Below are 22208 nucleotides of genomic sequence, written 5' to 3'. Positions count from 1 at the left end.
TTTTTTTATTTATTCAGCTTTCTATTTTCCGGGTTTTATATTGCTGTCGTGCTTCCCGCATGGTCACGCCAACTGAAGCCAGCATAATACAAACCAGTGCGACGGTTTGAAGTAGCGTAATTTTTTCACCCAGCAAAATAAAACCCACCAGTGCCGCCAGAGCTGGAGACAGACTGGAAAGCGTACCATAACTGGTTTTATTCAAGTGCTGGAGCGCTTTTAAATCCAGCGCATAAGGAATAGCGGTTGCCAGCACTGCAATAGTAATGGCCTTGCCCCAATATTGAGTATCAATCAAAGCAGAGGCGTTGTTATATAGTCCGATTGGTAGCAAACACAAGGCTGAAATACTGATGGCAATCGTCAGTGCATGCATGCCGATATTTTGCTGCACCACGCGTTGCCCAAAATAGATATACAGCGCCCAGCAGAGGCCGGCACCTAAGGCGCAGGCTGCACCAAACAGGTCAAAGTTACTGCTATTGGCTTCCCCCCATGGCACCATCAGCACAATACCTAAAATTGCCAGTAGCACCCAGACATAGTCCTTACGGTTCTGAATCGAAATTAAGGCCAGTCCTAGCGGGCCAATAAATTCCAGTCCGACTGCAATCCCTTGAGGAAGTTTCCCTAGCGACATATAGAACAGGATATTCATCACGCCCAGAGAAGCGCTATAGCAGAGCAGATCCTGCCATTTCAGGAATTGTAAACGTCGAATAACTTTCCAGGAACGGAACATGATACAGACAATAATGGCGGCAAAGCAGAGTCTTAAAATAGTGACGGTGATCGGGTCAAGCACCAGGAAAAGTTGCTTGGCGAAGGATGCACTGATCTGGTATGAAATCATGGAGAGAACCATGTACAACACAGCAAGAAGTTGGACGTTTGGCATGGGAGAAACTACTTATACCAGAAGGGTATAATCGAGATACAGAAGAAAGCGGAAGTATATCAAACTGGTTAATTTTTGATGAGTAGGGCAGAAGAATATTTTGTGAATACGAAGCAGATTTTGGATCAGTGGATTTAAATTTTTGATTTTATCCCCCACCGAAAAAATTAAATTCAACGTTAATTGTTGATGAGATTGTGGTTACAAATTAATCAATTTTTAATTTGATCTTAATTTTATATTTATTAAAATGGCTTAGACCTCATGATTTGGGTCAACTTTAAAATAACAATGAAAAATAAAACGATCAAAAAATAATAAGGTAGATAATAATGAAATTAAGATTACTCTCTTGTGCTGTCTTGAGCCTTATGCTGACTGCATGTGGTGGCTCTGATTCTGATAATAACGAGCCAGTCGCAGGTCAACCAACCCCAACCAATCCTGGTAATCCGAGCAATCCTGGAACTCCGGATAATGATGATGGAACATCAGATACGATTTCTGAATTCTATACCTATCAGTTCAACCTGCCGAATATTGATGCTTCAGATATGGAGTCGGAAAAGCTTCTATTGGCCAGTCATAAAAATAAAATCACTGACGGCATCTTGTATGCAGATGATAACCGGACTGTTGATACTGAATATGATCTTGATGAAGATATGACCTTCCCAATTTATGTCACAGAAAAAGGCGTATTCCCTGCAGATCGTGCCCGTACAGCATTAGGCTATAAACTGGAAAAAGTACTGGAAAATACTTCTGAACAATTTACCAGTCGTCCCGTCACTATTCCGGAAAATAACATCAGCAATCATCGACACCTGGAATGGTACGACCTGTCAGGTAAAGCATTAACTGAACGTACCAATATTGCTGTCGTGAAGATGTATGACGATACCGAGACCAGAGTTTTCTTTGATACTGATACCACGGATGCTGAACGTAAATATTACAATCAGTTTGCTACCAATTTTGTCGGTTTGCAGAAGGCACGTACTTTCCCGAACGGATCTAAATGTTTCCGTATTCTGGCGGAACATCCTGAGGAAGAATTTATTGAATTTGATCCGGATATCAAAACTGGCTATCGTACACTGGCTGAATGGCAGACAGGCGAGTCTGTTCAAGAGATGGCGAAAACTATTTTAGATGGCACGATGGCTAACCTGAAATTTAAAAAAGCCGAATATAAAGACGATGCTCAGCAATATTATAAATACTTTGGGGCGATCGAATATCAGGGTGAAATTTATTCCAGTACTTTCTCGGAACATGGAGAGCATATTGATCATGCCGATTATATTGCTCAAGCAAGAAAAGCTGCCTTGGACAATTTAAGGGAAGAGGGTGCAACTCCTCTAATGCTCAAATGGACAGATTACCTGTATGACCATCTTGCTTCGGCATGTGATGGCTATAATGTGACAGCAGCTACAGCATTAAATACAGCTATTAAGGATGCAACGCCACGCTAAAATTAAATAGGTCATTTAAAAAAGGCGCTTGAGCGCCTTTTTTATTTAGTGCTTTCTTCTTTGTGTCATCACCGTACAGCCAATCGACGCACTGATAATGGTGGCCAGTGCCAGCCATTGTGTCCACAATAAAGTTTCGCCTAAGAATACAAAACCGGAGAGTGCTGCAACAGCAGGTTCCAGGCTCATTAGAGTGCCAAAACTCAATGCGGTTAAATTACGCAGTGCAATCATTTCCAAAGTAAAGGGTAAGGCACTGGCAAGTGCAGCCAAAATAACAAAATACATGAGGCTGCTTGGCTCAAACACATGAGCAGGCATTCCCGCAAACAGGGCAATCGGCATCAGCACCAGCATGCCGACGAACATGCCCAGACACACGGTATGATTCCCTGATACACCCGAAGGCTTTTGTCCGGCCACGATATATAGTGCCCAGCAGGAACCTGCACCTAAGGCAAACAGGATGCCCATCGGGTCAAGCGGTTGTGCAGCCTGATCAAAGGGAAACAACAGAACCAGCCCCAGAATGGCCAATCCTACCCAGATAAAATCAAATTTCTGCCGGGCATAAAACAGGGCAACACTTAAGGGGCCAATAAATTCAAAAGAGACTGCGATTCCAATCGGCAATCGATCAATTGCCAGATAAAACAGCATATTCATGCCAGCTAATGCCAAGCCATAGCTGATAATGGCTGGCCATTTGACCTGGCGGAAATTGATCTGCCAGACCTTAAAAATGAGCGCCAGAATCAATCCACCAAGAAGTAGGCGCATTGCAGAAACGGTCAAGATCGGGAACTGGCCAAATAGATATTTGGCAAAGGAGCCGCTGCTCTGCATGCTGATCATCGCGATCAGCAGAATCAGCGGCGCTTGCACCATAGGTGCAATTTTAAGATTTGGCATGACTAAATTTGTTTCGATTTCTCGAAGAGCGGAAGAGCAGCATCAGCTGAGTAAGGCTTAAAAATAAAAACCTTTAAGCAATAAAAAAACCACAGCCCGAAGACTGTGGCTTTTTAACAACCTGAATTAGAACAATACGCGAACGCGGATTGTACCTTCAAGGTTGTGTAGAGTATCGAGTGCTTCTTGAGATGCAGTTGCGTCTACATCCATCACCAGGTAACCCACATCGCCTTTGGTCATTAAAGTCTGACCAGAGATGTTGATGCCGTGTTCAGCAAACAGGTTGTTGATCTTAGACAACACACCCGGAATGTTTTTGTGGATGTGAAGCAGACGGTGTTTGCCTTCAGTTAATGGAAGCGCGATTTCTGGGAAGTTCACCGCAGAAAGCGTCATACCTTTATCTGAATAAGCTACAAATTTCTCAGCAACTTCCAGACCGATGTTCGCCTGAGCTTCCATAGTAGAACCGCCCACGTGTGGAGTCAGGATCACATTTGGAATGTTACGTAATGGAGAAACAAATTCTTCACCGTTCGCTTTAGGCTCTTTCGGGAATACGTCAACCGCAGCACCCGCAAGGTGGCCAGATTTCAATGCTTCAGCCAGATCTTCGATCACCACACATGTACCACGTGCCGCATTGATGAAGATTGAGCCTTCTTTCATTTGCGCGAATTGTTCTTTAGTCATGAAGTTACGTGTAGACGGAACATCAGGAACGTGAATAGAAACAACATCAGCATTTGCAAGAAGTTCGCCCATTGTGCCGACCTGACGTGCATTACCTAATGGTAATTTAGTCACTGTGTCGAAATAGATCACTTTCATACCCAGGCTTTCAGCAAGGACAGAAAGTTGTGAACCAATTGAACCGTAACCAACGATACCTAAAGTCTTACCACGAGTTTCGAACGAACCTACAGCAGATTTGTTCCAGCCGCCTGCATGTGTATCTGTAGATTTTTCAGGTACACGGCGAAGCAGAAGAATCGCTTCAGCAAGTACAAGTTCAGCAACCGAACGTGTATTTGAATATGGTGCGTTGAATACCGGAATACCGCGACGCATTGCTGCATCCAGGTTCACCTGGTTAGTACCGATACAGAAACAACCTACCGCGATCAGTTTGTTCGCAGCTTCAAACACTTCTTCAGTGAGCTGAGTACGGGAACGGATACCAATGAAGTGTGCATCCTTAATCGCTTCTTTCAGTGCTTCACCCTCAAGCGCTGTTTTGCGATAGTCGATATTGGTATATCCAGCTGCATTCAATGTGTCGATTGCGTTCTGGTGAACGCCTTCTAACAATAGAAAACGGATTTTATCTTTAGGTAGAGATAGATGTTGGCTCATTACGGCTCCGCTACAAAGGCCAAATTTAGTCGCCGTATAATAGCACAGGAATGGGGCGGTTATACATTTCCTTGATGACTACAATATCAGCTATTTTTGCAAGTGATAGTAGTGAAAATGATAGAACTGGTTGAATTAAACTATCATTTTCAAAGGTATATTATCAAAATTGTCATTTTTTAAGGGAAAGCCCCAAAAATAGCTTATAATATTGCGCCATGCTGTTTAAGCTGCCAGTTTTGGTGCTTTAATCATCATGTTTCGCCTGCTTTGTATACAGGTTTTAATGCCTGAAAAATATACAAATAAACCGGCGAGGTCTCTCTTGTTTAATTCATGCTAGGTCTGCAAACGATGAATGCTCCAGTCGCTTTAACCCCAGAGTTATTGACCCAATTGACTGCAATTGTGGGTGAAAACCGTATTAAAACTGATGCGGACAGCCTCCAGAATTGGGGTCGTGATCATACCAAACACTTTGATCCAAACCCATCGGTCATCGTTTTCCCATCTTCAACTGAACAGGTTCAAGCAATTGTGAAGCTTGCGAATCAGTTCAATGTTGCAGTAACACCATCAGGTGGTCGTACTGGTCTTTCTGCAGGCGCTGTCGCTGCGAATGGCGAGATTGTGGTGAGCATGGATAAGATGAACCAGATTCTGGAATTCTTCCCGGCAGACCGTATGGTGCGCGTACAGGCAGGTGTGGTGACTGAACAGCTGCAAAACTATGCTGAAGAGCAGGGTATGTATTACCCGGTAGATTTTGCCTCTTCTGGTTCAAGCCAGATCGGCGGGAACATTGGTACCAATGCCGGCGGGATTAAAGTGATCAAATACGGCATGACCCGTAACTGGGTGCTAGGCCTGACTGTGGTCACAGGTAAAGGTGATGTGCTGCGTCTGAACAAGGGCATGATCAAAAACGCGACTGGTTATGCGTTACAACACCTGTTCATTGGTGGTGAAGGTACTTTAGGTTTAGTCACTGAAGCAGAAATCAAACTTGAGCGTCAGCCACACGACCTGCAAGTGTTGGTACTAGGCGTCCCTGATTTTGATGCGATCATGCCAGTGTTACATGCCTTCCAGGCGAAAATCGACCTGACTGCATTCGAGTTCTTCGGTGAGCTGGCGATGCAAAAAGTATTGGCCAATGGTCACGTACAGCGCCCATTCGAAACTGAATGTCCATTCTATGTATTGCTTGAATTTGAAGCGCCGTTTGAGCCGATTATGGACAAGGCGATGGAAATCTTCGAGCACTGTATGGAACAGGGTTGGGTGCTGGATGGCGTGATGAGCCAAAGTCTTGAGCAAGTACATAGCTTATGGCGTCTGCGTGAAGACATCTCTGAGTCAATCGCTCCATTCATTCCATACAAAAATGACATCTCTGTACTGATCACTCACGTACCGGCATTCATTAAAGAAATTGATGCGATCGTGAATGAAAACTACCCAGACTTCGAAATCTGCTGGTTCGGTCATATCGGTGACGGTAACCTGCACTTGAATATCCTGAAACCGGCTGACCTGACCAAAGATGAATTCTTTGCAAAATGCCAAGTCGTGAACAAGTACGTATTTGATACTGTGAAAAAATATGACGGTTCAATTTCTGCGGAACATGGCGTAGGTATGACCAAGAAACCTTATCTTGAATACACCCGTTCAGCTGAAGAAATCGAATACATGAAAGCCTTGAAAAAAGTATTCGATCCAAATGGCATCATGAACCCAGGCAAACTATTCGATCTTTAATCAGAATAGATTTACAAAAGCGCATCGAAAGGTGCGCTTTTTTTATTGCTCTGTAACTGGACTTACAGAGTCTAAATAGCGTTAAGCTGAAAAGCCCGGCATGATAATTTCTGCATAATAAAGATAATCTGGGTTAAACAATATGTTACGGTTATTGGCGGTTACAATTTTAGGTCTGGGTGTGATGACATCAGGTTGTACGACTACCCAGAAAGTGATTGCAAAAGTGCAGTCTTCTTCAGATACACCTTTGGATCAGGTGCTTAAAATGAGGCCTGACCTGCGTGAAGAATTGGCAACAGTCGAGATTCGTCAGTTCTTTAATCGTGTTGAGTCACCGACAGTTGGACAGGTGAAAGTAACTGAAACAGGTCTGATGGATGATTCGGTGAGATCGATTCAGACCATTTATCATTTTAGGAAAGAAGAGAAAAACTGGAAAATGCACAATACTGAAAAGCTCTATCAGTGTGTACGCGGTTCAAATACCAAAACTTTCCAGAAAGCAGTCTGTCCATAATAATGTTTGATCTTTAAATAAAACTTCGTTAAAAGCGTATCTTCAGGATGCGCTTTTTTGCTTTTTGGGGCGATATGAAAAACGATATTAATATAGAAACTGTGCTTAGTAATATAAGTTATGAACTACAAAAATTATTTGATTCTGCCCCATACAATACTTTTGATTACTTAGATTTAGTACAGCTTCTTATTCTCTATAGATTTGAGGAGTTTTCTAAACGGCTAGAACAGCATACCGATTTATTAGAGTCTTTACTAACTAGATTAAAATACGCGAATCCTCATTTCAATTTAGATGAAGTCTTTGAAGCAGAAAGAACTGCAAGAAAAGTATTAGGGGTATTTGATAGCCAGTATAAATTCGCTGATACTGATGAATTAGATTTCCCTTTAAATATAGATAAAGATAATTTAGAAAGAAGCTATAGAAAAATAAACAGACAACTATTTGATATACATAAAGAACAATTAAGAATTTCTTTTAATAATGAAGATGTTTTGAAATTACAGAGTGAAGCTAATCAATTAGTTGAAGAGTTAAGAGTAAAGAAGTATTTATTAAATCAGGATATAGACGATAAAAATAATAGCTTAATTAAAAAATTATATGATGAAATTCATGAGGAAGAAGTTTCGATAGCAAACAAATATAGAAATTGGGCTTTAGGTATTTTTGCAATTATTGGAACAATATTGATATTGGGTTTTCTTAACATCTCTATCCAAAATTGGAATCATTTAAGAGATAGTACCTATATTCATATTCCACTTGGTTGGGAAAGTCTAATCAAAACATTGATGCTTTTTAGCTTAACTACACCTGCTTGGTACTTAGCTCGTGAATCTTCTAAACATCGTAAAGTGGCATATAAAGCCAGAATGTTGGGAACTGAACTCGCTTCTTTCCCACTTTATGCCCGTGAATTTAAAGATGAGGATCGTTTAGAACTTCGGAAACATTTAGCAGATCGTTTCTTTGGACAGGAACTTTATAATGATTCGAAAGCTGATTCAAATTCTGATAATTCGTTGGAACAAGTCAAATTACTGACAGAGGCAAATAAAGTTTTAGCTGAATCTTTTAAAATGAAGAAATCGGTTGAGAACAGTTAAAGTTCAAAATACTTTAAATCCGATCTCTGCTAAAATTATTCTTCTCTATTTTAGATAAAGTTCGGTCTGCTATTAATGGGCAGACTGGCAATAACAACTCCCATGCAAAACGCCCAAACCCACAAACTGACCCGTGCCACACTGATGTTTCCTCTGGCACTGGTGCTGTTTGAATTCTCCGTCTATATCTGTAATGACCTGATCCAGCCGGCCATGTTGGCCATTACCCGTGATTTTGGTGTGAGCAGTTCCTGGGCACCATCCTCTATGTCCTTTTTCCTGTTAGGTGGGGCATTTGTTGCCGCAATTTTAGGACCCTTATCAGACCGTTTAGGCCGTAAAAAAGTCCTGCTCGGTGGCGTGGCATTTTTTGTAATCTGCTGTCTGGCAATTTTACTCACAACGAATATTCAAAGCTTTCTGTTCCTGCGCTTTTTACAAGGTTTTGGCTTGTCCTTTATTGCTGCTGTGGGGTATGCCGCGATTCAGGAAAGTTTTGAAGAACGTGATGCCATTAAAGTCATGGCACTTATGGCCAATGTTTCCTTGCTGGCACCACTTTTAGGGCCAGTGGTCGGCGCCTTTATGATTGACCATGTCTCATGGCATTGGGGCTTTATCGGCATCGCCTGTCTGGCATTTCTGAGCTGGTTTGGACTGAAAGCGAAAATGCCGAATCCGAATATCAGTATTCCTAAACAGCCACTCAGCTATATTATCGATGACTTTAAGCAAGTCCTAAAAAATAAACGCTTTGTGATCATGACCATGGCATTGCCGCTGGTGAGCTTGCCCTTGATGCTATGGATTGCCTTATCTCCTGTGATTCTGGTTGAAGAATTGGGCTTGAGCAGCATGCAATATGGCCTGGCTCAGTTTCCGGTATTGGGTGGCCTGATTCTGGGCAATATCATTCTGCTAAAAATTATTGACAAGATGCCGCTCGGTAAAACAGTAATGCTAGGTGTGCCATTGATGCTGTTTGGAACCATTTTGCTTTTAGTGGGAATGCTGATTCCGGATTATTTCCTGCATTGCCTGATTATTGGTACCACTTGCATCAGTCTGGGTGAAGGGATCAGCTTCTCGGTATTGTACCGGTTTGCGCTGATGTCATCTGAAGTGTCTAAAGGCACGGTTGCGGCAACGGTATCTATCTTGATGATGCTGAGTTTCTTTATCGTGATTGAAGTGGTCAGAATTGCATATGAAGCTTTTGATCTTTGGGCTTACTGCGGTGCCTCGTTTATTTTAATTGCGCTGTGGTTTAGCTTGCCGCGTATGCAGCTGAAACAGGTGATGTTGGAAAGAAAAGGGCGAGGGGAGTTTTAAAAGAATTCCTTTCTCTTAAATATTTAATCGAATGAAGCTATTTACTTTATGTGCCTCAAATACAAGTATTAAATGTTCTCTCTCCCTATGGGAGAGAGTGAGAGAGGGAAATATTAATAAAATAACCTCACCCTTGCGCAGCAGTGCTGCTCATCTCCTAAAAGGCGAGGGAACGTCCATGATTGATTTAATAATGATTAGAATCCAAAAGCTAAGCTTCAGCCGGCTGCTCCAACTTCTTTAATTTCATATCAAAAATAAATGGCCCAAACGGCAGAATCGAAGCGATCAAACCCAGTATAAACATACTCAGAGACCATTTCTGTTTTTCGCAGACCGCAAATAACACCACAAGAAAAAGCACGAAAAGAACGCCGTGACCCATGCCGATATATTTTACCAGAATCGGGTTATCCATCATGTACTTGACCGGCATGGCAATAAATAACAGCAGCAGAAATGAAATACCTTCAAGCAATCCAACCAGACGCAAAGTTTTAATATTCACGCGCGCTCACTCTTCTATGTTCTATTCAATCAGGCTTGAGTGTACCCAATCTACCAATTTAAGCAAAATGAAATTTATAGGATAAAATTAATTATTTTAAATACTTATATCCTAGTGCTCCGCTTGGTTATTTGATTTCAACAGCTAGTAATTGCTGTCTTAGAGACAATAATTCAGGCAAGGTTTCCAGTAACAGACTGATCTGTTTAAGCACCAGCAGCAGGTGGGTAGAAATATGTTCCTGCTGACTCAGTTGCCGGATTTCTGCCAATTGGCCTTGAATGTCCTGCTGCGGTACATTTTCAGGATTTGATAGGGCAGAGGTTAAAGTCTGCTGACAGGCAGAGAGCAGTTGCAGAATTTGCGGATCAGATACCTGTTCACGATGGCTACCCAATGCGGAAATATAACTGAGCTGACTGTGACTATAAACTAGATAACGAAAGGCATTGCGAATCAGCACCGGATCTGGATTTGGTTCGGTACTCAGACTGGAAATCATATTGGAAAGGTCAATCTGGGCATTGTGGGCCAAACGACGTGCTGTCCGATAAGCAATGCTGTTATTTTTGCCATGCTGATATTGCTCCAGAATAGCCAGTAAATAGTTCAGCGTCGCTTGGGAGGATTTTTTGATATTGCTGGAAATATTACGGAAATTCCAATCCGGCCAGATACAACTGACCGCCAGCCAGGCAATTAGACAGCCAATTAGGGTATCGATAATTCTCGGCAGAATGACAGCATAGCCTGCGCCTTTCAGATTAAAAATCAGCAGTACTACTAGGGTCGCCATTAATGTAGCCATAGCATATTTCTTGGAGCGCAAATAGAAAAAGCCGACACCAAAAATCACCGTAAGCAGCAACTGGCCTTCAATACTTGGTACAAAATACAGGATTGGAATTCCTAGAATGACGCCGAGCAATGTACCCAAAGTTCGCAGTTTTAAACGGCTTTTGGTAGCGAAATAACTGATCTGGCATACAAACAGACTGGTCAGCAATATCCAGTAGCCATTTTTGGCAAAGGGCAATAGAGAAATTGCATAGCCGACCAGAAAGACCAAAGCGATCCGCACCGCATGACGAAACAGCGCCGATTGCGGTCCCAAATGGGGTTTTAATTTCAGCCAGAAATCCGCAGGTCCACGCAGATCATCATCAAACAGGCTGGAATCATCAAAATACTTTGGATAATCTGGACGGTAAATGGCTTGTCCATCCTGCAAATGTTGCAGCTGTTCATGCACACTCAGCAGATTGCTCAGAATGAGCTGTAAGTTTTTTACCTCAATATTCTGTGGATGCTGGGCAATCCAGTCCCTCATGGAGGCTTCTAATGCTTTGAGTGCCAGTTGATGCTGTTCAGGAAGTTGATAAGTTTCATTACGCAATACGCAAGCAGCCAACTGCTGGCAGGCAAGCGCCTGCAAGTGAATATTTTTCTGAATGCGAAAAATCAGATCGGTACGGCTAAAATGCTGGTGAATCTGCTCGTAATGCAGATAGTTAGCAGTTGCCTGCTCATGAATATCCTGAGTCAGAAAATAAAGATTCAGCCAGTAAATAGTTTTATGATTTGGGCGCGAGGCTTTGAGTCGGGTCAGTAAAGAATCTTTGGTGCGGTTAAAGCTTTCAATGACTTGGGTATTTTTTAAGGAAAGTTCATAAAGCAGCGGTTCGACATTATTCTGATTATCGGGATCAAATAATTTGGCTTTGGTCGATAGCAGTTCGGCCATCTGTTGTAGGTTGATGGACAGATTTTCCTGAACCTGTAAAGTGGGACGAATCAGGTAAAACAGAATCGAAGTCAGGCCATACCACACCACCCCAACTACAAAATACAGCGGCTGCTCATACCAGTGTCCATATTCTCCCAAGCCAAACATGGTGTAAATGGACAGCAATACAGTGCCAAAAGAAATGGTGGCATAACGCTGTCCCAAAGCCCCCATTAAGATAAATACGGCACTAGAAAGTGATAGCCAGAGTGCAAACCAGATTTTATAGGGATGCAGAAATTCCAGCATGCTACTGACCGCAAAAAACAGCAGCATGACCAGCCCCAGATTGCGCAGCCTTAAACTTAAACGGTCATCAAAATCGGTCAGGGCGGTGGCAATTGCCCCTAAAGTGACCGGAACAATCAAAGTCTCATAGCCGAGAAGCTTTAGACCAAAAGTCGTTCCTGAAAGCACAATGAACATCTGCAAACAGTAAGTCATCAAGGCACTGGACTGAAAAGGCAACAGGGCTTTTTTAAGTATGTGCTGAAGAGGATGCAATATGGAATCTGAGCTATTCACAAGAATATGATCCGTGGTATTTGACTGCCGGTTTTGAATGCAATTTAAGCGCCAATTTCAAAAGAAATATCTACTAAAAAACGGGCAAGAAGCCCGTTTTTGAATGCTAATAATCTGTAATAAATCAGATTACGCCACATGCAATACGTTCACCGCCACCGCCTAATGGCTGCGGTTCATCTGAATAGTTATCACCGCCTGCATGGACCATGATGGCACGACCCTGAACATCTGCCAGTTTCAGGCGTGGCGCAAGCAGAGTCACACGTGCTGTACCATCAGTGTTTACTTTAAGGGCTGGTAAGTCACCCAGATGACCCGTCATGGGTGTGCCATGATGAGGTGCCTGATTCGGGTTGTAGTGACTGCCGGCAGCAAGTGCAGCACCTGGTTTGCCATCTTTTTCACCCGGTGCACATGAACCATTTTCATGAATGTGGAAACCACGCTCACCCGCAGGAAGCTGTTTCAGGTTAGTACGAATCACCAGGCCCGCCGGGCTGTCACTCAATAATACGGTACCAATCGATTCACCGACGCCCTGTGCAGAGACTGCATTCAGGGTCACGATTTTAACATTTTCAGTCGAAGTAGAGGTTGAAGCGCAACCGGTAAAAAGTGCGGCACTGACTGCGCACAAAGCTGTAAGTTTAAACAATGAAGACATAATTATCACACCTTGATCTTTATTCTGCTTTTCGGAATCTATTGAAACAGAGCAAGACCAAAAGCACTATGGAAAATCGGTACTTAAATGTTTTAATTTGTTTAAGCCAGTTAGTCTTGTGATTTAGGCGTCTTGTTACGGCGCAGACGGAATTTTTTCTTCGGTTCAACCTCATGCGCCATAGTGGCTTTAGGCATCATCAAAGGTTCATTCAAGTTGCTTTCATGCAGCCATTCACGCCAGATGGCCAGTAGTACGGCCAGAATCACCGGTCCAATAAAGACACCGACCAGACCGAAACTGGCAATGCCACCTAAGACACCAAACATGATCAGCAGGAATGGAATTTGTGTTGCACCTGAAATGACCAGTGGACGAATCACGTTATCCGCTGTACTCACAATACAGACACCCCAGATCATGACCCCTACGGCTTCAATGGTCTGTCCTTGCGAGAACAGCCATAGCGAAACTGCACCATAAGCAACAGGAGGGCCAAAAGGAATTAAAGCAAAGATAAAGGTGATAATGGTCAGTACCATCGGGTTCGGTACGCCAGCCACAAAGTAGCTGATACCTGCCAGCAAAGACTGGGCAATTGCTGTTAAGCCTACGCCATAGACCACCGCACGTGTAGTATCCGAAATTGTCGCCAGATAATGGTGAATACGTGGACCGACTACCATTTCAAAGGCTTTACGCACCTGATTCAGAATGGTATGACCATCACGATAAAAGAAAAATAACGACAGCACGGCAAAACACAGCTTAAAGACATTTTTACTGATTTCATTCAGCACGACTTTGCCGTAATTCAGATGACCCTGAATCCAGACCGAAATGGTCTGTGCAATGCTGTTTGGATCGGCATTAATCTCATTCAGGGTGCGGTTAATTTCCTTACCTACAAGTGGCAGGCCGCGAATAAAATCTGGAACGCTGAGATGACCTGAGAATACCTGTTTCTGCAATTCAAAATACAGGTTCCGGCCTTCGTGTTGCAGCATAAAAATGGCAAAGATAAAAGGCAAACCAAATACCAGAATCACACCCAGAATCATAATGGTCGCACTCAGCGTTGGCCGATTGCCACTCATTCTTAAGATCGACTGATACAGCGGCCAGGTCATGTACGCAATAATGGCTGCCCAAACTACAGGAATGATGAAATACTTGAGTATGTGAAAACTCAAAAAAATCAGAATGAAAAACAGTCCAAATAATAAGACTTTTTGTAGTGTGGGCGCGTATTGTTGCACTGAATTTAGAAGCTCATTTTTTAGGTCGTGTCAGGCATATTAACTGAAAAAAAAGCGATCGAAAACGATAGTGCAGGAAGTAGTACGATTATTTTCCTTAGAATAAAAAGAAGAGGCTAAAAATAACAGAACTAGAACCATTGGCTTGGATCGTCAATAATGGCATTCAATAAAGGTTGCCATTGATCCTGTAATTCCCGGTACATCTTCTGCTGTTTATCAAAAATAGACAGGCCTTGCATGGCCAGTCGGCTATAGGGTGCACGTTCAGAAATCCAGGTAACCGGTTGCTGATCAATTTTATTAAAGAATTGCTGAATGTCCTGATTACTGGCTGCATTAGGTTTGGTGCGGTTAGCGAGGAGCAGAATTTCAACCTTGCCTTTACGGATACGTTTAATATCCTGCAAATGTTTGAGAAAACGGCGCGTAGAATCAATATCAAAAAAAGAAGGCTGCAGCGGGATAATGATGGCATCCGCTTCACTAATTAGCTGTTCGGCATGATCTTCAGTCAGCGCTCCGGGTGCATCGATAATCAGATATTCCAGATTTTTAGGCGCATCCCCAATCGATTTGGCATTTCGCCAGTCCAGACTCTGAATCGGTGCGGCATCTTTTGGGCGATGTTTCAACCATTGCAAGGTCGATTTCTGGCTGTCCGCATCGGCCAGAGCAACTTTATAACCCTTTTGTGCCAGGGCAGCTGTCAGGCTAATCGCAGTAATGGTTTTACCACAGCCACCTTTCTGATTTGCAATTAAAATAGTTTTCATGACCCGGGATGATTTAATTCTGCTCCCGCCTAGCATATCATTCTTTGCAGGCTTACTGGATGGCAGACCCTTTCAACTTCAGTCGAAGGTAGGCAGCAAAATAAAGCAGATTAGGAAGATTGAATGTCCATTGGAATGGCTATGCTGATTGGTGCCTGTATTGGAGTGGTTTTAACTACCCTGATTCTGGGCCAGACGCGAAATGGTCGAATTAAAGCAGAATATGAACAATATATTGCCGAGCTGGAGCTGGAACATCAGCAAGCTTTAGTTGCTGCACAAAAACGCAGTGTGAATACCAGTCGTGCGGTACTCAAAGGCAAAATGGCCGAGCAGTTGGCACCGATCATGCCAGAGTTTCAATATCTGCCTAGTGATGCCAAATTTTTAGGTGATCCGGTGGATTATGTGGTCTTTGATGGTTATACCGATTTTCGTGACGGTGAGGGGCTGGCTGAAGATATTGAAGTGGTTTTGATTGATATTAAAAGTGGGGGTGCACGTCTGACCAAAGGCCAGATGGCAATTGCTCAAGCCATTCAGGAAGGGCGGGTACGTTTTGAGACCATCCGGATTGATTTTGAAGACTGAAGGACAGCAAGCTTCAACTCTACACTATGGATAAACTGATTATTGCCGCAGCACTGTTTGCGCTTGGACTATGGATCTGGTCGGAATACTTTCGGGCGATCCCGAATCTGGAGCAGGCCGGGGTACTCAAAAATTTTCAGGTAGAATCGATTGAGCCGCATCAGGCTGAATATCGCGTACTGGCTAAACAGTATTATGGGCCTGAGCGCCGTACCATTCATCCAGCCAGTCCGGTGGTGGGAAGTTTTAATGATCTGGCCTATGTCAGTAATATTGATCTGTTACTAGCAGTACCGGAAGTATCCAGTGCTGTATTTAAACCATTCAAGCTTGAGCAGGACAGGCGTTGTTTTAATATGACCGCTACAGACGCACAAGCCAATCCTGCGAACATTCAACCTCATTTGCTGAACCTGAGTGTGATTGCCGCCAGCGAAGCTGTTGCCAATAAGGTTCGCCGTTTAAAAGCAGATCAGCGGATCTGGCTGCAAGGTGACTGGGTACAGGTCAAATTAGCGACCAGCCAGCAAGAATTCCAGGTTGGAAAAAGCAATCCAAAATCAGCCCAATGCCGCCTGTTCAGAATAACTGATTTAAAAGTGCTGGATTAAAGCGGTTTATGCGCTCTAGCTAACAGCATACGCTGGCCAATCTTTGGAATACCTTCTGCATCGATATAATGAACTTCATCCAGTTCAAACCCAGCCTCTAAAAGAGCGGTTTCAATATCCCGGTTAAGATGACAGCCATCTGCCACTTTCTTCTGAATCGGGGTGAGTAAATGCTGTAAGCGCTGAATGTTGAGATGCTCTCGGTTTAACACATGCTCAACCAGATGAAAATGGCCGCCTGGCTTCAGAACCCAGTAAATTTCATGCAGACTTTGGTGCAGATCTGGAATACTACATAAGGTCCAGGTTGATACGATATTTTCCAAACTATTCTCTGCAAAAGGCAGGGCTTCTGCACGGGCCTGAATCTGTTCGACCGCAAAAGGGCTTTGACTGATACGCTGCTCAGCCAGTTTAAAAATGTCCGGGTTAGGTTCCAGCGCATAGATTTTATCGACGGCCTGATAAAAAGGCAGATTTAATCCTGTACCGAAGCCAATTTCCAGGACTTCACCTGTAATAGGCAATAATAATTCGCGGCGTAAATCCATCAGGGATGGGGTCTGCATGACCTGATTTAGCAAATGTGGAAAAATATGTTGTTGATAGAATTTATACAGCATGGTCGCATTCAAATTATTTTTAGACAGGCTTAGATTAACCGAAAATAATCAGATTAGCTAAAGCCCTCCGCTCACCAAAATTGATCAACTTGTTACTAATTTCAACTATTTATTCATTAAAAAAATCGTACTATCAAGCAAGATATTCTTGAAAAGATTTGATGGAATAAAGACAGAATTATGTTCAAACATCTTCGATACTATGCTTTGGCGGCCAGTCTTTTACTACCGCTTTATGGTCACACTTCTGTAGACCATAATGTTGCCAAAGGACTGCCACCGATGGCCAAAGACCAATCTATTTCAGTCTTGCAGCCGTTTAAAGGTGATTTCCGCATTCTGGGATCAAAAATTTATACCGACGATGAGCAGGCCAAGTTCTCTCCGATCGATTATGCGGTGAGTTGGGGGCTGTTTGCACAACCTGAAATTGCCCGTCACATTACAGTCAACCAGTATAACCGTTACCTGAACTGGAAAATGGATCGCGTGCCAGTGCCTATTGAACAGGCTAAACAGATGGTATCCAATATGCACATCATCCCTGCCAATCCACAAATTGCCAAAGCAATTAAACAGGTAAAACGGGGTGACCTGGTGCGTTTGCAAGGGGAACTGGTGGAAGTACGTGATAAAGACCTCGTCTGGAAATCTTCTTTAACCCCAACCGATACCGGTGATGGTGCTTGTGAAGTATTTCGGGTCAGCTCAATCAAGTGGATTGAGAAAGTAGGTAAAGGTTAAAACTGGAAAAATTTATGGCTTTCTGAAAGGTGTGCTCGGGTGCTTCTGAGTGACTTGGCTTTATAGCTATTTAATTTATTTTTAGCCTCAGAGTTTTTCATTTTTAAAGTGAATTACTTCTTCCAAAAAAAATTTAATCTTAAATATGAATGTCATCTTGTTCTGTTATTTTGATATAAAAAACCGCCAGAAATAGGCGGTTTTTTATTTGGCAGAATAACTTATTTGGCAGCCAGTGCTTCACCTTCAAACGCAATGCCATCCCAGCCATTTTGCATGAACTGGCGGATATTCTGATGATCCGTTGCTTCTGGTGTAGCCAGTACAGCCGCATAGTGTTCTGCAAACAGGCTCAAGGTTTGTGCCTGATCCAGACTATTTAGTTGGGCAAATGAAAATACTTTGGCACTGCCTTGGTTTTCAGTGGCAGCATTAACCTGTTGGCCATTTTTAAAAGCAGTGGGTGTATGAGCATAGTGCGCATCGATATATGCAATCACATCTGCAAATTTAGCTTCGCCCGCAGCCAATTGAGCCAGTAATTCCTGAGCCATGTGGATTCCCTCTAGACTTAAATCAATTTGAATGGCGTCGAATATACCAATTTTTTGGCAAAGATCCATGTTCATTCTGCAATTTTAGGTGCATGATGTTATTCATTATTCTCGTCCCCCATGGTGGCTGACGAAAGTTAAGATCGGATAAGGATGGTGTAGACATGAACTGGCTTTTGGTGGCAATGGGCGGCGCGATTGGGGCAACACTGCGTTATGGAACAGGAATGCTAATTGCCAAGCCACACATGCTATTTCCGTGGCCGACCTGGTGGATCAATATTATAGGCTGTCTGTGTGCCGGAATTTTCTTTGCCTTTAGCCAGAAATATAGTTTCCTGCAAACTGAAGCACGGCTATTTTTGATGGTAGGCATCTTGGGCGGCTTTACGACTTTTTCCAGTTTTGGACTAGAAACCTTTCAGCTGCTTAAGCAGGGTGCAGTCACGATCGCCCTCAGTTATGTGATCTCTAGTATGATTGTCGGAGTATTTATGCTGGGTGTGGGCTTCTATTTAACCCAGCTGGCTTTAGCGCAGGCATAAAAAAGTCAGGAAATTGGAGGTAATTTCCTGACATAAACCGCGATTTAAATTGAGAAAAAAATCGGAGGTTTTAAGTTTAACCACGTTTAAAACGGGCAAAACGTTTGTTAAAGCTCGCTACGCGACCTTCATTACTGGTTTGACGTTGCTCACCGGTATAGAACGGATGTGAAGCACTCGAAATATCAAGGGTGACATAAGGATAGGTCTTACCTTCATATTCCTTGGTCTGGCTAGAAGTCATGGTGCTGCCAATCACGAAGTAGGCATCAGCATTGGTGTCATGAAATAAAACTTCTCGATATTCGGGATGAATTTCTGGACGCATCGTAATATTCCTCTTGTAATTTAAGAGTAATGTTATAATGTAACATTTGATATTTCAAGTGAAGTAGGGTTACAGCTTGTAAGCTTATTACTTCAACCTAACTGCGACTTGGCACAATTTCCTCAAATACATCACTCAAATCATCATGTACTTTTAAATGAATTAGGTTCCAGTACTGTCCGGAAATAGTACGGTTCACCATCAAGGTATCTGGCGACGGTTTGAATACATCCCAATATTTTAGAGAAGGTTTGAGCAATTCCATTCCATCATGATGTGCTGAGTTTTCAGCAAAATCATAATTGGTAGTTAAAGGACGCATCAGCACTTCTAGCCATTGCTCATACAGATCGGCCGGGAATTTTCCGGTTTCTGTCAGGGTATGCAAGGCATCCAGTTGCTGTTCAATGGTCGAAATATCCTTGTCACGGGCTGCATGGATCAACTCTTTGAAATGAGTAATGATCTCGGTAGAAAGGGTTTTAACACCGCCGTAATCGTAAATAATCACCGAGCCATCTTCACGGAAGGCGAAGTTCCCTGGATGCGGATCACAGTGGAAACGTTTCAGATAGAAAATTTCCTGACCAATCGCACGGAATAAACGACGGCCTAGGGCATTACGGGTTTCTAGCGGCCATTGGCTGGCTGTTTCCATACTTTCACCCTGTTCCAGGCTTAGGGTCAGAATATGGCGGGAAGAATATTCACTAAATACTTTCGGAATTACAATTTGGTGATCGAGCGATTCATGAAAGGCACGCGCCACTTCTAGGTTCTGTGCCTCAATTTCATAATTGAGTTCATTGTCTAGACTATGCTGGATTTCCTTAAAGAGTTGATCCTGCAATTTGCGGTCAATTTTCAGTACACCCATTAAACGTAAGGCCAGACGAACCTGTTTCAGGTCACTTTCACAGGCTTCTTCCACTCCCGGATATTGCACCTTGACCACAACCTGCTGACCATCGGGTAGAGTCGCTTTATGTACCTGTCCGATTGAGGCTGCAGCAAAAGGCTGCTCATCAAACTGCTGGAATAGGTCCTGCAAAGATTTTCCCAATTCTTTTTCGACCTGAGACTGAATCTCTTTAAATGGCATCGGTGGAGCCTGACGCTGCAATTTGGAAATGGCTCGAGCAACTTCAGGCGGGAAAATATCTTTATATTGTGAGGCAATCTGGCCGACTTTCATCACCGCACCTTTCATTTCCCCCAAGGTATCAGCAATCTGTACTCCAATATCCTGAAATAATTTACTGCGTGCAGCATTTTTCTGCTCTTCATCCGCAGTTAAATTTTTAATCGAATTGGATAGGGTTTTACTTGCAATACTTGCGGTCATTCCAGCCAATTTCATAAAGCGGCGACCAGGCGTTCGAGCCGTTTTTGCCATGCGAGATTCCTCAAAATCACCATTTTTATGGGTGTATTTGATCATAGGTGACAAACTATAAATTGCCTATATTTAATTGTAGATGTTATGTTGCAAAGCTTCTCAAAGTATTCATATTTGCTTGATATTGTTCATTTGATTTATGCAATTTTTAAACCAACTCGGCGTATGTACGGCAGTTTTTAAATCAATTATTTAATTATTCTTGCGCGAGCAAAGCATGATTTTTGAGTTCCTTTCTATGATGAAAGGCTTAAAATAATGGCATCTCAAGATCAAGAAATTTCAATGAAAGTCTATCGATATTTTACTGGCAAAGATGATGTGAGTTTTTGTGCCCGTGTGACCAAGGCACTCAATGAAGGTTATGAACTTTATGGTGCGCCAACCATGACCTTTAATGGAACAGATGTCATTGTTGGGCAAGTGGTGATTAAAGAAGTCGCAGATGAGTCCGAGGTTCCACAGGGATTAAAAGATGCGTTAAATCAGTAATTCAATGCATCCTTTTAAATAATAAGAGGATTAGGCATGCTGGCTTAAACGTTTATTATTACCATAAAGCCGTGCCAGCAGCAGGACACAAGCCACACTGAGACCGACAATCAGTCCGACCCAGACGCCTGCCGCCCCCATATCTCCAAACCGGGACAAATAAACCCCCACCGGGAAGGCAATCACCCAATAGGCAATCATGGTGATCCACATTGGGCCTTTGGTATCCTGCATACCGCGTAAGCAACCTGCAGCACTGATCTGCCAGGCATCCATCAGCTGATAGGCCACTGCAAAGAGCACCAGATAAAGCGCAATCTGGGTCACCATAGGATCAGAGGTATAAAGCGCTACGATTTCACTACGGAACACCCAGAGTAATAACATGATGAGCAGAGCCAAAATCGTCGCGGTCATCAGACCTAAGCCTTGTACTCTACGCATGGCATCCCAGTTCTGTTCACCATAATAAGTTCCCACCCGAATGGTTAGTGCAATGGCGAGAGACATCGGAATCATGAACAGCTGTGAGGTAACAGAAATAGCAATCTGGTGAGCGGCCACAATGGTTTCACCCAATGGGCTCAAGACTATCGCTGCGGTACTAAAAATACTCACTTCAAAGAAAATTGCCAGTCCGATCGGAAAGCCCAGCTTTAAAATCCGTTTCAGCCAATATCCGTTCAGCTTTTCCCAGTGACTAAATGGCTGACTACTTTGATAAACCCGATTTTTAAAAATATACAGCGCCAAGCTGAGTAACATTAACCATTGCAGAATTGCTGTGGCAAAACCACAACCGGCACTGCCCAGTGCCGGAATAGGGCCAACTCCATACATAAAAATGAAGTTTAATGGAACCAAAAGCAGTAGCGCCATGAGGCTAATAGCAGTGACCGGACGTGGATAACCAATGGCTTCAGAATAACCACGTAAAGCCGCATACATGGTCACAGCAGGCATACCAAAGCCGATGGCATGTAGGAACAGACCAGCCTTAGGTTGCAAGCTTTCTGGGACACCTAGTAAAGGTAAAGAGAGGGGCAAAACTTGTAAAACCAGACCCGCAATCACCCCAAGGATGAATGCGACCCATAATGATTGTCGCGCAATTGTGGCAATTTTCTCAGGTGTACGTGCACCTTTAGCTTCAGCGACTAGAGGCGTGGTGGCGATCATGATGCCACTGAAGAGTAGCATGACTGGAATCCAGAGGCCGACACCAACCGCAATCGCTGCCAGATCAGTTGGTGAGAGACGCCCGGCCATAATGGTATCAATCAGGCCCAAACCTGCCTGGGAGAATTGTGTGACCAGAATGGGCAACATCAGATGGAACAGCTGTTTTAATTCATAACGACGGGTTGTGGCTGTCAAAACATTCGACACAAAAATTACTCATTAGTGATCATGTGCTTA

The 22208-nt window shown here is 43.2% G+C and carries 23 protein-coding genes; 10 read left to right on the top strand and 13 right to left on the bottom strand.

From position 1 onward, the window contains the following. Nucleotides 1–13 precede the first annotated feature (13 nt). On the bottom strand, nucleotides 14–898 hold the full coding sequence (locus tag FTU46_RS00675) for a DMT family transporter (protein ID WP_180104143.1): 885 nt from the start codon (nucleotides 896–898) through the stop codon (nucleotides 14–16). Nucleotides 899–1230: 332 nt separating this feature from the next. Between FTU46_RS00675 and FTU46_RS00670 the strand changes: the two genes are divergently transcribed. Then, on the top strand, nucleotides 1231–2379 hold the full coding sequence (locus FTU46_RS00670) for a hypothetical protein (RefSeq protein WP_180104142.1): 1149 nt from the start codon (nucleotides 1231–1233) through the stop codon (nucleotides 2377–2379). Between the two features lie 45 nt (nucleotides 2380–2424). Here the strand turns inward: FTU46_RS00670 and FTU46_RS00665 are convergent, their stop codons facing one another. Together FTU46_RS00665 and serA are read right to left on the bottom strand one after the other, a co-directional pair. Then, entirely contained in the window at nucleotides 2425–3291 is an 867-nt protein-coding gene (locus FTU46_RS00665) for a DMT family transporter (RefSeq protein WP_180104141.1), read from the bottom strand. Nucleotides 3292–3417: 126 nt separating this feature from the next. Then, nucleotides 3418–4650, bottom strand: coding sequence for a phosphoglycerate dehydrogenase (serA, locus tag FTU46_RS00660; RefSeq protein WP_005233651.1), 1233 nt, complete (start codon nucleotides 4648–4650; stop codon nucleotides 3418–3420). Between the two features lie 354 nt (nucleotides 4651–5004). Here serA and FTU46_RS00655 point away from each other — a divergent pair, with 354 nt between their 5' ends. The 4 genes from FTU46_RS00655 to FTU46_RS00640 all read left to right on the top strand — a co-directional run bounded on the left by FTU46_RS00655 (nucleotide 5005) and on the right by FTU46_RS00640 (nucleotide 9381). Continuing rightward, entirely contained in the window at nucleotides 5005–6414 is a 1410-nt protein-coding gene (locus FTU46_RS00655) for an FAD-binding oxidoreductase (protein WP_125279697.1), read from the top strand. 142 nt (nucleotides 6415–6556) lie between these two features. Continuing rightward, the gene (locus FTU46_RS00650) at nucleotides 6557–6934 is read left to right on the top strand and encodes a hypothetical protein (RefSeq protein WP_004787040.1); all 378 of its coding nucleotides are present in this window, start codon (nucleotides 6557–6559) and stop codon (nucleotides 6932–6934) included. A 74-nt stretch (nucleotides 6935–7008) separates the two neighbouring features. Beyond that, the gene (locus FTU46_RS00645; protein WP_125279695.1) at nucleotides 7009–8049 is read left to right on the top strand and encodes a hypothetical protein; all 1041 of its coding nucleotides are present in this window, start codon (nucleotides 7009–7011) and stop codon (nucleotides 8047–8049) included. Nucleotides 8050–8151: 102 nt separating this feature from the next. Continuing rightward, a complete protein-coding gene (locus tag FTU46_RS00640; protein WP_180104140.1) occupies nucleotides 8152–9381 on the top strand; it encodes an MFS transporter in 1230 nt (409 codons plus the stop codon). Nucleotides 9382–9592: 211 nt separating this feature from the next. On the opposite strand, the gene FTU46_RS00635 is transcribed toward FTU46_RS00640, so the two are convergent. From FTU46_RS00635 to FTU46_RS00615, 5 genes are all read right to left on the bottom strand, one after another. Continuing rightward, nucleotides 9593–9889 carry a DUF3817 domain-containing protein gene (locus FTU46_RS00635; RefSeq protein ID WP_004787034.1) on the bottom strand — a complete coding sequence of 99 codons (297 nt, stop codon included), beginning with the start codon at nucleotides 9887–9889 and terminating at the stop codon, nucleotides 9593–9595. 127 nt (nucleotides 9890–10016) lie between these two features. Further along, a complete protein-coding gene (gene yccS, locus FTU46_RS00630; protein ID WP_257224575.1) occupies nucleotides 10017–12119 on the bottom strand; it encodes a YccS family putative transporter in 2103 nt (700 codons plus the stop codon). A 205-nt stretch (nucleotides 12120–12324) separates the two neighbouring features. Beyond that, the gene (gene sodC / locus FTU46_RS00625; RefSeq protein WP_180104138.1) at nucleotides 12325–12867 is read right to left on the bottom strand and encodes a superoxide dismutase family protein; all 543 of its coding nucleotides are present in this window, start codon (nucleotides 12865–12867) and stop codon (nucleotides 12325–12327) included. Between the two features lie 110 nt (nucleotides 12868–12977). Continuing rightward, complete coding sequence (locus tag FTU46_RS00620; RefSeq protein WP_180104137.1) at nucleotides 12978–14126, bottom strand: AI-2E family transporter; 1149 nt, start codon at nucleotides 14124–14126, stop codon at nucleotides 12978–12980. A 131-nt stretch (nucleotides 14127–14257) separates the two neighbouring features. Then, nucleotides 14258–14902 carry a ParA family protein gene (locus FTU46_RS00615; RefSeq protein WP_179992145.1) on the bottom strand — a complete coding sequence of 215 codons (645 nt, stop codon included), beginning with the start codon at nucleotides 14900–14902 and terminating at the stop codon, nucleotides 14258–14260. A gap of 123 nt (nucleotides 14903–15025) precedes the next feature. Between FTU46_RS00615 and FTU46_RS00610 the strand changes: the two genes are divergently transcribed. Next, entirely contained in the window at nucleotides 15026–15493 is a 468-nt protein-coding gene (locus tag FTU46_RS00610; protein ID WP_004787020.1) for a Holliday junction resolvase-like protein, read from the top strand. Nucleotides 15494–15519: 26 nt separating this feature from the next. After that, entirely contained in the window at nucleotides 15520–16104 is a 585-nt protein-coding gene (locus tag FTU46_RS00605; RefSeq protein WP_180016559.1) for a hypothetical protein, read from the top strand. Here the strand turns inward: FTU46_RS00605 and FTU46_RS00600 are convergent. After that, a complete protein-coding gene (locus FTU46_RS00600) occupies nucleotides 16101–16727 on the bottom strand; it encodes a class I SAM-dependent methyltransferase (RefSeq protein WP_180104136.1) in 627 nt (208 codons plus the stop codon). The genes FTU46_RS00605 and FTU46_RS00600 overlap by 4 nt on opposite strands. A gap of 180 nt (nucleotides 16728–16907) precedes the next feature. Here FTU46_RS00600 and FTU46_RS00595 point away from each other — a divergent pair, with 180 nt between their 5' ends. Beyond that, on the top strand, nucleotides 16908–17471 hold the full coding sequence (locus FTU46_RS00595) for a hypothetical protein (RefSeq protein ID WP_004787012.1): 564 nt from the start codon (nucleotides 16908–16910) through the stop codon (nucleotides 17469–17471). A 221-nt stretch (nucleotides 17472–17692) separates the two neighbouring features. On the opposite strand, the gene FTU46_RS00590 is transcribed toward FTU46_RS00595, so the two are convergent. Then, nucleotides 17693–18025 (bottom strand): HopJ type III effector protein, encoded by a 333-nt coding sequence (locus tag FTU46_RS00590; protein ID WP_180104135.1) that lies wholly within the window; start codon nucleotides 18023–18025, stop codon nucleotides 17693–17695. A gap of 164 nt (nucleotides 18026–18189) precedes the next feature. On the opposite strand from FTU46_RS00590, the gene crcB reads away from it, so the two are divergent. Beyond that, a complete protein-coding gene (crcB, locus tag FTU46_RS00585) occupies nucleotides 18190–18570 on the top strand; it encodes a fluoride efflux transporter CrcB (protein ID WP_180104134.1) in 381 nt (126 codons plus the stop codon). A gap of 76 nt (nucleotides 18571–18646) precedes the next feature. Here the strand turns inward: crcB and FTU46_RS00580 are convergent, their stop codons facing one another. Both FTU46_RS00580 and FTU46_RS00575 read right to left on the bottom strand, forming a co-directional pair. After that, complete coding sequence (locus tag FTU46_RS00580) at nucleotides 18647–18898, bottom strand: type B 50S ribosomal protein L31 (protein ID WP_180104133.1); 252 nt, start codon at nucleotides 18896–18898, stop codon at nucleotides 18647–18649. A 97-nt stretch (nucleotides 18899–18995) separates the two neighbouring features. Further along, nucleotides 18996–20294 carry an AarF/ABC1/UbiB kinase family protein gene (locus FTU46_RS00575; RefSeq protein ID WP_004787005.1) on the bottom strand — a complete coding sequence of 433 codons (1299 nt, stop codon included), beginning with the start codon at nucleotides 20292–20294 and terminating at the stop codon, nucleotides 18996–18998. 288 nt (nucleotides 20295–20582) lie between these two features. On the opposite strand from FTU46_RS00575, the gene FTU46_RS00570 reads away from it, so the two are divergent. Next, entirely contained in the window at nucleotides 20583–20789 is a 207-nt protein-coding gene (locus tag FTU46_RS00570) for a DUF1737 domain-containing protein (protein WP_180104193.1), read from the top strand. A 30-nt stretch (nucleotides 20790–20819) separates the two neighbouring features. On the opposite strand, the gene FTU46_RS00565 is transcribed toward FTU46_RS00570, so the two are convergent. Beyond that, nucleotides 20820–22178, bottom strand: coding sequence for an MATE family efflux transporter (locus FTU46_RS00565; protein ID WP_159122649.1), 1359 nt, complete (start codon nucleotides 22176–22178; stop codon nucleotides 20820–20822). Nucleotides 22179–22208: the final 30 nt, after the last annotated feature.

The sequence above is a fragment of the Acinetobacter sp. YH12108 genome (genome assembly GCF_013419055.1).
Classification (GTDB): domain Bacteria; phylum Pseudomonadota; class Gammaproteobacteria; order Pseudomonadales; family Moraxellaceae; genus Acinetobacter.
Note: the sequence above shows the minus strand (reverse complement) of the source record. Positions and strands in the feature narration are given on the sequence as shown.

Bases quoted from the DNA above. Each gene is read 5' to 3' on its own strand.
- FTU46_RS00675 (WP_180104143.1), bottom strand. From the start codon at position 898: ATGCCAAACGTCCAACTTCTTGCTGTGTTGTACATGGTTCTCTCCATG.
- FTU46_RS00670 (WP_180104142.1), top strand. From the start codon at position 1,231: ATGAAATTAAGATTACTCTCTTGTGCTGTCTTGAGCCTTATGCTGACT.
- FTU46_RS00665 (WP_180104141.1), bottom strand. From the start codon at position 3,291: ATGCCAAATCTTAAAATTGCACCTATGGTGCAAGCGCCGCTGATTCTG.
- serA (WP_005233651.1), bottom strand. From the start codon at position 4,650: ATGAGCCAACATCTATCTCTACCTAAAGATAAAATCCGTTTTCTATTG.
- FTU46_RS00655 (WP_125279697.1), top strand. From the start codon at position 5,005: ATGAATGCTCCAGTCGCTTTAACCCCAGAGTTATTGACCCAATTGACT.
- FTU46_RS00650 (WP_004787040.1), top strand. From the start codon at position 6,557: ATGTTACGGTTATTGGCGGTTACAATTTTAGGTCTGGGTGTGATGACA.
- FTU46_RS00645 (WP_125279695.1), top strand. From the start codon at position 7,009: ATGAAAAACGATATTAATATAGAAACTGTGCTTAGTAATATAAGTTAT.
- FTU46_RS00640 (WP_180104140.1), top strand. From the start codon at position 8,152: ATGCAAAACGCCCAAACCCACAAACTGACCCGTGCCACACTGATGTTT.
- yccS (WP_257224575.1), bottom strand. From the start codon at position 12,119: ATGACTTACTGTTTGCAGATGTTCATTGTGCTTTCAGGAACGACTTTT.
- sodC (WP_180104138.1), bottom strand. From the start codon at position 12,867: ATGTCTTCATTGTTTAAACTTACAGCTTTGTGCGCAGTCAGTGCCGCA.
- FTU46_RS00615 (WP_179992145.1), bottom strand. From the start codon at position 14,902: ATGAAAACTATTTTAATTGCAAATCAGAAAGGTGGCTGTGGTAAAACC.
- FTU46_RS00610 (WP_004787020.1), top strand. From the start codon at position 15,026: ATGTCCATTGGAATGGCTATGCTGATTGGTGCCTGTATTGGAGTGGTT.
- FTU46_RS00605 (WP_180016559.1), top strand. From the start codon at position 15,520: ATGGATAAACTGATTATTGCCGCAGCACTGTTTGCGCTTGGACTATGG.
- FTU46_RS00600 (WP_180104136.1), bottom strand. From the start codon at position 16,727: ATGCTGTATAAATTCTATCAACAACATATTTTTCCACATTTGCTAAAT.
- FTU46_RS00595 (WP_004787012.1), top strand. From the start codon at position 16,908: ATGTTCAAACATCTTCGATACTATGCTTTGGCGGCCAGTCTTTTACTA.
- FTU46_RS00590 (WP_180104135.1), bottom strand. From the start codon at position 18,025: ATGGCTCAGGAATTACTGGCTCAATTGGCTGCGGGCGAAGCTAAATTT.
- crcB (WP_180104134.1), top strand. From the start codon at position 18,190: ATGAACTGGCTTTTGGTGGCAATGGGCGGCGCGATTGGGGCAACACTG.
- FTU46_RS00580 (WP_180104133.1), bottom strand. From the start codon at position 18,898: ATGCGTCCAGAAATTCATCCCGAATATCGAGAAGTTTTATTTCATGAC.
- FTU46_RS00575 (WP_004787005.1), bottom strand. From the start codon at position 20,294: ATGGCAAAAACGGCTCGAACGCCTGGTCGCCGCTTTATGAAATTGGCT.
- FTU46_RS00570 (WP_180104193.1), top strand. From the start codon at position 20,583: ATGAAAGTCTATCGATATTTTACTGGCAAAGATGATGTGAGTTTTTGT.